The organism is Pseudomonas arcuscaelestis, from assembly GCF_016881005.1.
Taxonomy (GTDB): domain Bacteria; phylum Pseudomonadota; class Gammaproteobacteria; order Pseudomonadales; family Pseudomonadaceae; genus Aquipseudomonas; species Aquipseudomonas arcuscaelestis.
Genome location: NZ_JACOPV010000008.1, coordinates 144,592 through 154,002, shown reverse-complemented (window position 1 = coordinate 154,002; position 9,411 = coordinate 144,592). Strand labels below are relative to the sequence as shown.

General features: G+C 55.6%; 15 protein-coding genes. 11 read left to right on the top strand and 4 right to left on the bottom strand.

The annotated features are described in order from the left end of the window. Positions 1–52 precede the first annotated feature (52 nt). From H8F21_RS14260 to H8F21_RS14245, 4 genes are all read right to left on the bottom strand, one after another. Positions 53–469 (bottom strand): hypothetical protein, encoded by a 417-nt coding sequence (locus tag H8F21_RS14260; RefSeq protein ID WP_203584663.1) that lies wholly within the window; start codon positions 467–469, stop codon positions 53–55. A gap of 96 nt (positions 470–565) precedes the next feature. Further along, positions 566–940 (bottom strand): hypothetical protein, encoded by a 375-nt coding sequence (locus H8F21_RS14255; RefSeq protein ID WP_203584662.1) that lies wholly within the window; start codon positions 938–940, stop codon positions 566–568. Positions 941–1,048: 108 nt separating this feature from the next. Then, positions 1,049–1,432: a hypothetical protein gene (locus H8F21_RS14250; protein WP_203584661.1), complete on the bottom strand. Its 384-nt coding sequence runs from the start codon at positions 1,430–1,432 to the stop codon at positions 1,049–1,051. A gap of 7 nt (positions 1,433–1,439) precedes the next feature. Further along, positions 1,440–1,853 carry a hypothetical protein gene (locus H8F21_RS14245; protein ID WP_203584660.1) on the bottom strand — a complete coding sequence of 138 codons (414 nt, stop codon included), beginning with the start codon at positions 1,851–1,853 and terminating at the stop codon, positions 1,440–1,442. A 420-nt stretch (positions 1,854–2,273) separates the two neighbouring features. On the opposite strand from H8F21_RS14245, the gene H8F21_RS14240 reads away from it, so the two are divergent. The 11 genes from H8F21_RS14240 to H8F21_RS14190 all read left to right on the top strand — a co-directional run bounded on the left by H8F21_RS14240 (position 2,274) and on the right by H8F21_RS14190 (position 9,287). Beyond that, on the top strand, positions 2,274–2,990 hold the full coding sequence (locus tag H8F21_RS14240) for a hypothetical protein (protein WP_203584659.1): 717 nt from the start codon (positions 2,274–2,276) through the stop codon (positions 2,988–2,990). Between the two features lie 320 nt (positions 2,991–3,310). Next, complete coding sequence (locus H8F21_RS14235) at positions 3,311–3,574, top strand: hypothetical protein (protein ID WP_203584658.1); 264 nt, start codon at positions 3,311–3,313, stop codon at positions 3,572–3,574. A 296-nt stretch (positions 3,575–3,870) separates the two neighbouring features. Next, the gene (locus H8F21_RS14230) at positions 3,871–4,581 is read left to right on the top strand and encodes an ATPase, T2SS/T4P/T4SS family (RefSeq protein ID WP_203584657.1); all 711 of its coding nucleotides are present in this window, start codon (positions 3,871–3,873) and stop codon (positions 4,579–4,581) included. Positions 4,582–4,795: 214 nt separating this feature from the next. Further along, positions 4,796–5,314, top strand: a complete 519-nt coding sequence (locus tag H8F21_RS14225; RefSeq protein ID WP_328824477.1) for a hypothetical protein — start codon at positions 4,796–4,798, stop codon at positions 5,312–5,314. A gap of 57 nt (positions 5,315–5,371) precedes the next feature. Next, positions 5,372–5,806: a hypothetical protein gene (locus tag H8F21_RS14220; protein WP_203584656.1), complete on the top strand. Its 435-nt coding sequence runs from the start codon at positions 5,372–5,374 to the stop codon at positions 5,804–5,806. Further along, the gene (locus H8F21_RS14215; RefSeq protein ID WP_203584655.1) at positions 5,796–6,164 is read left to right on the top strand and encodes a hypothetical protein; all 369 of its coding nucleotides are present in this window, start codon (positions 5,796–5,798) and stop codon (positions 6,162–6,164) included. Before H8F21_RS14220 ends, H8F21_RS14215 begins: the two co-directional genes overlap by 11 nt. A gap of 214 nt (positions 6,165–6,378) precedes the next feature. Then, positions 6,379–6,603 carry a hypothetical protein gene (locus H8F21_RS14210; RefSeq protein ID WP_203584654.1) on the top strand — a complete coding sequence of 75 codons (225 nt, stop codon included), beginning with the start codon at positions 6,379–6,381 and terminating at the stop codon, positions 6,601–6,603. Between the two features lie 202 nt (positions 6,604–6,805). Continuing rightward, positions 6,806–7,462, top strand: coding sequence for a Bax inhibitor-1 family protein (locus H8F21_RS14205; RefSeq protein WP_203584653.1), 657 nt, complete (start codon positions 6,806–6,808; stop codon positions 7,460–7,462). Positions 7,463–7,547: 85 nt separating this feature from the next. Then, a complete protein-coding gene (locus H8F21_RS14200) occupies positions 7,548–8,237 on the top strand; it encodes a hypothetical protein (protein WP_203584652.1) in 690 nt (229 codons plus the stop codon). A 406-nt stretch (positions 8,238–8,643) separates the two neighbouring features. Then, a complete protein-coding gene (locus H8F21_RS14195; protein ID WP_203584651.1) occupies positions 8,644–8,946 on the top strand; it encodes a hypothetical protein in 303 nt (100 codons plus the stop codon). A gap of 119 nt (positions 8,947–9,065) precedes the next feature. Then, entirely contained in the window at positions 9,066–9,287 is a 222-nt protein-coding gene (locus H8F21_RS14190) for a hypothetical protein (RefSeq protein ID WP_203584650.1), read from the top strand. The last annotated feature ends 124 nt before the right edge of the window (positions 9,288–9,411 follow it).

The following is a 9,411-nucleotide window of genomic DNA, read 5'->3' as shown; positions in this document are numbered from 1 at the left end:
GGCTACTCCGTGACTACTAAACGCTGGGATGGCGTCGGATGGGCTGAACTCATCAACCACGCGCACGATCACGCGCGACATCAACGGTGCGGCTATGGGTGCCGTGGATGCGCTCTTGCCGCTCATGCCACAGATGGCCAACGATCGCACCGACAACCCCGCCCATGGCACCCTGAATGGTCATGGCAACCCATTGCACATCTTCGCGCGCACCACCAAAAACCAACACTACGGCGCATGAAAGTAGAGAAAAAAGAACGGCTACAAAGAATGCCAAGCAGAAGCTCTTTACCTCAGCACCCGGAACAGTTGCACCTTTATTGAGGTATACCGCCCCCACACTGGATACGAATGCTGAAATAGCCACGCACAGAGTGATCTGCAAAAAAACAGGGTTGCCGGGAAAAATCATCGCCAGCATTAAACCGAAGGCGCTCGCCAACAGAAGATAAATGTGTGCTGCTTTCATACGTCAATTTCCTTGCTATTCGGATCGAAGACAAATTAGGTGCAGTTCGATGGCCGGTGACAGGCCAGGCGTACGCTCCACTCGTTCCTTCAATAGTTAATCGGTGAATCCATCATTTACTTTAACGACAGGGTTGTTCCCAGCCAAATGGGACTGCTCCTCAAGCGCCATGCATTTGAACGCAGGTTCCTCACAATCCACCTGAAACAGCTCAAAAGCATGTTCAAGCTCGCCGTCTACCAGGGCAGGGATGGAATCGTCCTTGCGGTATATCGCTGCTGCCAGGCGATGGTTGCCATCCACAACCGGCCAGCTTGGGCCCCAGTAGCCGAGGCTTGGGCAGCCGATGTCGAGCTGGATCGGATCACTAGCAGGATTCAGTACCAGGTAAGCGATGCGTGCTGGGTGGTCATCACCGTCTGGCAGCGGCGCAAGCCGGTCATCCTGAAGAGCGATTTTGACGTCTTTCATGGTTACCTTGACTCCCCAGGGAGAGTCATTGCCGTACGGATTGCTGTACGCTTTCAATCGAGGTAGCGGGATGTTTACTGGCATCTTCGTCGGTTTCCAATGCGTTCTTCATTTCTCGACTGGGGCGCTGACTTCTTTCTGCTCGCCCACCTTGCCGGCGACTTGAGCTAAGTCGAGCGGTTCAAGGCCCGCCTCCCTATCACTGCATAGTTGCCAAATACGTGCACTTGTTCGAGGACCGAATTCAGCTTCAATGGCGTTGAGCTTGGCCTTACCCTGCGGTGACCAATACGTCAGGAACATACCCACCATCACTATGATCACCATGATGATGACGAGATCGAATTCAGCGCCAATAAACGAGCACAAAGCCGTCGAAATAACAGATGTCATTATCAATGGAAGTTCAAGATGATTGAACCTCTTTGGGGCCGTCCTCAGAAATACCTTTGTGTAGGTGACCTTGGTTGCCCATTTTTCAGTGATAAGCATTAGCTCGCTACCCGGCAGGCTGTGCAGTCGTTGTCGCGGCAAGAGCTACATCAATCTGCTCTAGCAGCAGCTTGAACTCGGCTGCATGCGCTTGCCCGGCAGGGTGGTTTGTGTTCTGCATCCCGCGCTGGTAGTCGACACTCTTCCGGGCTTTCGAGAGCAGATCGCGCATCACCTGGTCAGCCGAGCTGGCAGCACTGCGAGCTGCGTTTTCCAGTGCGAAGGAAACAATCATCCGCTCCGCTTCTTGATATTCGTCACCGATCGAAGCAAACGGAACGCACAGATTCGCAAGCTCATGCAGCTTGCAGTCTTCCGGCAGAACTGCGTTCTTGCGCCACACCAGGACATCCCTTGCAAGGGAGGTCAAATTCGTCTCGGTGAAGCCACGGGCGGCAATTCGATGTAGCTGGGCAGTCATGCTGTTCACTCCCTGGTTTAACGGGCATTGGCCTTGATGGTAAGCATATGGTCTCGCCACTTTCCGCGTGCCAGTAGCCCCGCGACAAATATTTCTGATCACGTCTTCGGCTTGAAGACGAACGCGCTGGCCTGGCCCCTGCAGCTAGTCACCGCTCTGCGGATCGAGTCGTGTAGCTCAATTCTCAGCGTGGGATCTGAACCCTATTCCATGCATTGTCGCAGCTTTTGGGGAGGTAAAAACGTGAGGCTCGGTCGCGATTTCGGGTCCGCGGTTGGGGGCTGACTCCTCAGACCAGGTACAACTCAGCCCGCTGGCGCCAGCCCCCCTTTTGCGAAAGCGACCTCAGATGAAGGTCGCGGGGTTCTGGCACAAGCAACCCTCAAGGATCCTGGCTCCAACTTGAAAAGGAGTCCTGCCATGCAACTGACTGTTCGCTTCAGCTACGTCGAACCAATCATTCCGCCCCGCTGCCGCAACCCAAGGCGCGTTCGTTTCCACGACGGCGTGGAGGTGGTCACCATTCGCGAACTAGAACTATCGGCCGCACCCGTTGCAATCATTAGCACCAAGGCGGATAGCTCGGACTCAGCATCGATTGAGTACCGTTGGTTTGAAGGGATGCTATGGACCAGCTGCAGCGTGTACGGCTGTACCCGACAGGCGCACACATCCGGAGGGAAGGACTTTGACTATCCAATCCCAGGCTCGGAACTGTCATTGATCACCGACAGTGTGACAATGTCCGATCACCAGTTGGGTGTCTTCGTGTCTGTGAGCGAGGGCAAAGAGGCCATTGGCCAATACCTTCAGGATTGGGCTCAAGGCTTGATCTTCATCGACGGCAAGCTCTATCGCCCGGCCGGCGAGCCACGCTACGTGGTGATGACCTTCGGCCTCAGCAACAACCACGGGGGAACCGCAGTGCTGTGCACAGATCACTCGAACCCCAACATCAAGGAAGTATCGTACTTTTCGTTGCACCAACTCGAACAAGCGCAGCAGTACGCCGGCCGGATTGCATCTGCGCGAGGAGACACAACGTCATTCAGTGGTGATCCAGGGTTCTGCTTCCAAGTCTTGATCCCTGAGGCGGTTCAGATCGAAAACAAGACCCACCACCAGGTGGCAGCATGACCCTACCTCCAGCGAAGGCCTCAAAGGTCGCCAAACCGATCACTGACCATGCCTACCTCAACCACCCAGGCGGCTTTGTGTGCCCGTGGTGCTCTTCGATCAACGTTACCTTTTCTGGTACCCAGCTTACGTTCAATGGGGACTCCATTGGCCAGGCGACCTCTTGTGACGACTGTGATCATGGGTGGGAAACCATTTACACCCTGACTGGGTATGGGGCGTGACACTACGAGGCAAAGTCCGCTGATTCACGGCCAATGGGTTCTGGCACGGCAGGTCTGGGCTGATGATACCTACATTATCAGACCCAGGCTTTCATCATGACTTCCGCCCCCACTCTCCCCACGGTTTCACCCCAAGTCGAAAAGAGCGGCATGTGCGCCTGCGTGCTCAAGCAGTCTCAGGTCGACCCCTGCCTCGACTGTGCGATCGCAGACCTGGCCAGCGACGATGATGAGGAAATCTGGTTCCCAGCTTTCAGCGAAGCTGATATTACCCGGGCACGTCACCGGGCGGCTGCGGCAGTTGCCAAGGATCACCGCAGTACCTTCACTGCGACTGCAACTTTGCGAGAGGTGTTCTGAGCGGCCAGGCCTACTGTTGCCGGGTATTAGGTTGGTATGCCGGGTGTATTTCGACATCCCAGTTTGGGAAGGACATTCCAGCCGCCTATGAGAGACTTGTGTTCTGCATACCAGTGATGATTGCCTCCAGTCATCAGCGGTATGCATCAGAGGCGCTCACAGCCTGTCGTCCTCGCCGGCAACGGTACGGTGAATGTGGGATGTACACCAGATGCCATTGGTAGACCCTGCCAGGCTTCGAGAATGAGGACTCCGAAACCGCTAAGCGGTGCCTGCACACCTGGGAATACTCATCAATGAACGTCTCGCATTACAAGCAGCTTGCGAAACAACGTCGCAAGGCAATTCAGGCGGTTACCGGCCTGGCAATCTCTCACTCTCAATCGCTGGAAATTGTAGCTCGCGAGGAGAACTATCCTTCTTGGGACGCCTTGTGCGGTGTTGTGGCCCGTAGGGCTGTCACCCCGATCAGTTACTCGCTCACTGTTAAGCGTGAACCAAAGGCAACCCGAACGGCTGGAGCGATCTTCACAAGCAATCCCGCGGCCCTCTCAGATATCCGGTCGATCATGGACAAAGAGGAGGGCTCCCTAGTTGTGATTTCCTCAGTCACAAGCCAAGGGAAGTCAACTACGACGAATGCCTTGATCAACGATTTCGTTGATCGCCGGGCTGGGCACCCGAACGTAACAGTTGCCGAGCACACATCCCCGAAGCCCCAAAGCCTGGTTGCACGTGAGTTTGACTCCAAGACCCGCGACCTTCTCCGGTGCGACCCTGACGTGGTGATCGTGGGCCAAGCGAACGAAGAAGCAGTGTTACTGGCTCTAAGAGCAGCGCACGCGGGTCAGAGAGTGCTGCTCAAGGCACACGCCAGCAGTGCCGTGGACGTTATCGCTCGGTACCTGGTCAAAGGTGACTCAGCCTCAAACGGCTTGGTCAGCCGGCTGATCAACAGAGGATCCCTAGTGGTTGTCCATCAGCATCTAACCTCCTTCGAGGGCTAACCGCAGCTGCGAGATACACCGACCCGCCACTAAGCCAAACGGACATACCACCAGCGTGCATGTCCGTTTCTTTCCCCAGCCTGGCGCGCATCCTAATCGTTGGGAACGCCCAAGGGCCCATTGGAACCGCCAGAGATTTTGCCAAGTAGGGCTTCTGGCACACGCTACCCACTCTCATGATTCACCCCATCACTTAGAGAATCGGAGCGACATCGTGACAACACAGGCCAGCGCCCTCCTCCCCAACCTGGTACCCGCAGAACTGCTCAAGGCAGCTATCGATCAACTCAGTAAATGGGACCCTAAGGCTGCAACTCGACTCAGTTGGGTCAACTGGCGGCAGGGCTACCAGATCAAGATGTGCTGGTATGGCGGCGCAGCACTGAACTGCTACCTCGACTTCAAGAAGGACAGCACCGCCCGGGACGCTGTGCTCAGGCATCTGTTTGAGCGACATGCAGGTCCAGGCAAGAAACCAACCATGATCAACGGCCATGGTTGGACCGCTCTGGACCATCAGTTCAGCACCGGGGAGTTTCTCAGCGTCAACGAGATTGCTGAAGTTGCTAAAGGCCTTGGATACGAATTCACGGTCCTCTACGTCCAAGAGAGTGTGAGCGCCCGGCCGGCCTTCTCACTGATGGAGATCCCTCTGGTGCCCGGCGAAACTGGCAAGGAGTGGATAGACGGGGAAATCGTCCCATACGCCTGCCCGTTGGGCATGAACCTGTAGTGAATCGTGATGCGCCATAGCCGCGCAAAACCGAGTCAATGGATAAAGGAGCACGAAATGACAACCAAGCCCACGCATTTCAAATACCAATGCCGGATCTGCAGCAAAGAGTTGCTCCAGGCAATTGTTGTGAATGCACCCTCTGAAACCCCGATCCCGCGCTGCTGTGGACGCCGAAGTGACATGGCTTACAAGGGTGTGCACGTCCAAGTCGACGCCAACCAAACTGGTACCGGGACCGCAGATGGTGAACAGTTCACCTTTGAACCCGACTCCAAGGCCATTTGGACCAGTACCGCGGCAGCGAGCGCAGGTGCCGTTGAGGTCCTGATTTTGGGCCCGACCGACGAAAGCGCCTATGATCGGCACGACGTCGGACAGATGTATGACAACCGTCTACCAGACGGTTCAGATGATTGCGCCTTTGAGGATGAGCTCGCTCCATCCCCGCTTGGCGTCCAAGTACCTGAGGAGTTGATCAATGCCGACTGAGAAAAGAAGTGTCGAAGCCCTGATGAAGGACTGCCAGCGCGGTGTGGCTGGAAAAGGCTCATCAATCGAAGCGGCTAACAACCTTTTGGCCGAGTGCTATGGTGCCCTGGGCAGGTTGGACAAGGAGAACGAGGCGCTGAGCGAGAACGCGGAGCTTCACACGCAGATTCAGCGCGCTGCCGGAGAACTTCCAGGTGCCTGGGTCATAAAGCTAGTTGTCGAGCGCCAGTGCGGAGGGGTTGAAGTGTTCGACGAAGCCGGTGTAGAGGTTGAATTCGACGGACAGGGCAGTCTCAGTGAACAGGTTTCCGACGCCATCGAGCTCGCCATTTCGATGCATAAGGAGGACCAGCATTGATCTTGCCATAGATGTAACGGCCTACCTTCCGCTCAACCATGGCACAAACTTCCAGGAGATCGAACGCTGATCAGCCAGATCATTTCAACGTAGCGGACGACGACATTGACGAGGATGTGTTCGACGGGCAGCGCTGATTCGGCCCTCAGGTGCCTTGGGATACAATCGCCCAGGGCATGGTGACTACTGCCCAGACCTCTTTGGATGAGGACCAATGGCTTATTTCGTCATAATCTACCGTGTCAAGGGCTACACCCCGGCCGACGCATTGCGGCCAGATCCCTACTGGGGAAAGAAAATCTTTACCGCCAACGGCGAGGCGGTCGGTACTCATGACATCGAGGTCGTCCGCGCGCTCGCAGGGTCATCTGAGTGGATACCCGAAGGCTACGAGTTGCACTCGGTGGCTGACACGGACGCCATCCCTAGCCCTTCATAACGACCTGTTCATCCGACTCAACCGGCACATTCCCCGTCTACGCTTTGAATTCCGTGGACTGGTTTTGAATTAGCGAAAACGAGAGAGTGATATAGCATCGAGCCAAATCTACTCCCTAGGCTAGTGGCATGGCCCATCAAGCATTGGAATAGAACCCTGCGCGACGTCCATGGTGGCCGTCGGCAATGCATAAGGGCTCATCATGTTCTCGAACGACACTTTCAAGCGAGTAGGCATCAACCATAGGCTTTCAGCAAATACCTACAACCTGGTGCTGGGCGCGGTGCTGCTCTGGGGGTTCGGCCTCAATTGGTGGCTTGTGGAAACGGTGCCGGCCGAGGTGGTTAAAGCCATCAATCCGATCGCTTTCATCATTGGTTACTTCGTCAGTGCATTCGCTGGCCTGTTCATCATTTTCAGCTCCAAGAAACCCGCTTTCAGCTTCTTCGGATACAACCTGATCGTTGTGCCGGTCGGCCTGGTGCTTGTGATGTTCATCCCGGGCCACTCCCAAGAGCACATCATGGCAGCCGCCCGCATCACTACCATCCTGACCGTGGCCATGATGGTCCTGGGCACCCTTTTCCCGGCCTTCTTCAAACGCATCGAGGGCGCACTCCTCGCGGCGCTCTTCATTTCGCTCATCGTTGAGCTCGTCCAGATCTTCGTGTTCAAAACCGATGTCGCACTCATGGACTGGATCGTTGCGGCAATCTTCTGCGGCTATATCGGCGTCGACTGGGGCCGTGCCAACCAGATCGAGCGGACTGTCGACAATGCCATTGATAGCGCCGCTTCGTTGTACCTCGACATCATCAACCTGTTCATGCGCGTGCTGCAGATCGCTTCCAAGAAGTAGCCGCAGCACAGCCGCCCTTGGTTCCGGGGGCGGCAAAACACTCATACCCTGCCCTAAAATTCGAATCCTAGGAGACGTTCTCAAGATGAAGCTTGCCCATTTGTTTGTAGCCGCGGCCACGCTCTCGCTTGGTCTAACAGCCCAGGCCGGTGAACAACTGGCACTTCAGGCGATCCTGCTTGAAAACGGGAAAGTGATTTCCAACGACATCAAAGAAATCACTGACGGCGGGACCGTACAGTTCAAACCCTCACGCACTGTCGCTTACGAAATCCATGAAACCACCTGCTACACCGGTTTTAGCCGGTGGCTACGCCCTTTCAGTCCGGCATGTCATGTGGCGGTCAAGCAAGCTCAACGCCCGATTGGCCTTACCGCAGAGATCACGACTCAGTTTCTGTCAAATGGCACCCAGCTCCTCACCCTCACTGGTAGCGTGGTTCAGGCAGTCGAGTTACCATCTGAAGAAGCGCAGGGTGAAGCCGCACGTGGAGTGAATACTCAGTTTCGCGAAAGCACTAGGGAAACTCAGGTCATTACTTACCCAGGTGGTATCACTTCTCTGGCGGGCTTCTGGAAACCGAACGACACAGTCCTCGTGCTGAAGGTTATTCCTGCCAATGACATGGCGGCTGAAAGCAAGCTTGTTCCAGGGACAGAAGTGAAGTACATGGCCTGCAAGATGCCGGATGGGATTCAGGCGCAAAATCCAGGCTGGGGTTGCCGGGTGGATACAGTTTTCACGGACAGCGCAGATCAACAGCTCATCAAATAAAACCCATTCCAGGCACCGAGCACCCAGATCACTCCCCCAGGTCGGTAACAAAATGGCAGCCAAAATGAAGAGATTTTCCATGTACGCAATCGGCCTGGGGTTGGTTGCCGTTTCGTACGGGGTTTATACCCTCGCCGTGGTACCTGCTTCTCAGATAGGCCTTTTCGGTATTCCCGAGGCCGCATGGGCTGGATCGGCCATAGCACTTGGCGCGGTTCTCGTGCTTATGAATGTGGTTGTTCGATCGAGATAGGCTCTCCGGTTCACCGATCCGCACGAAAGCAAATACTCGAAAGTTCGCTAAGAAAGGGTGCTGGTGGCACGCACCAATCGCCTGGAAGATAGCTCCATGTTTTGAGACACCCTCGATTCGACGAGCCAATTTCCTTCCAGCGAGCACGACATCATGGCCACGACTGCAGACGTCACCCTTTCTTCCGGCATCACAATCCAGCTGGTGCAGCCCAACTCGATCGCCGATGGCGACGGCTTCTATATCAGCCACAACGATCACGACCACCGTCTGTATGGCGGGGAAACCACTGCCCTGGTGTTCGGCCAAATGCAGGCCTTCTACATTCTGAACGGAGACCACCGCGAAGCGTACGCCCCGCTTATCCCCCAGGGGTTCGAGGCCTGTATGGCTTATTTCAAAGCCAATATTCAACTCATAAACATGCGTAGTGAACGTCCTGCAATGCCAAGCTGAGCCAGCCCACCTACATGTTCCGCTGAGAATGTACGAAATCGCCAGTAACGCCCTGCACCTGCGGGTGCTGAAGCCGTAAATAGGCATGGATTCCATGCCAATATCAGGAAAGGATAAACATGAGCAGCCGCATCGAATCCAAGCCCGTTACCGGGCTATCAACTGCCCAGGAGGACAACACGCTGAAGAATTGGGAGTCCTGGGACCGTACCATCGGGCGCCCCGTCTCGGGCTGGATTGATGTTCGCTACATCGACGGTAAGGAGTTCCTGAATAAACGGGCCGAGGACTGCTATTGGGGCGCTGACAGTCTGATTGGCTCTTGGCGCAAGGCGAAGTGACGAGCGCCCACCGCACCCGCCGGCGCTTGGCCTGAGTAAGGCCTTCCAATATCAGTTAGGTGGTTCTGGCACACCAAATTCGGCCTGATGATGGCTCCACTGTCCAAACACAGATCGGAGCCTC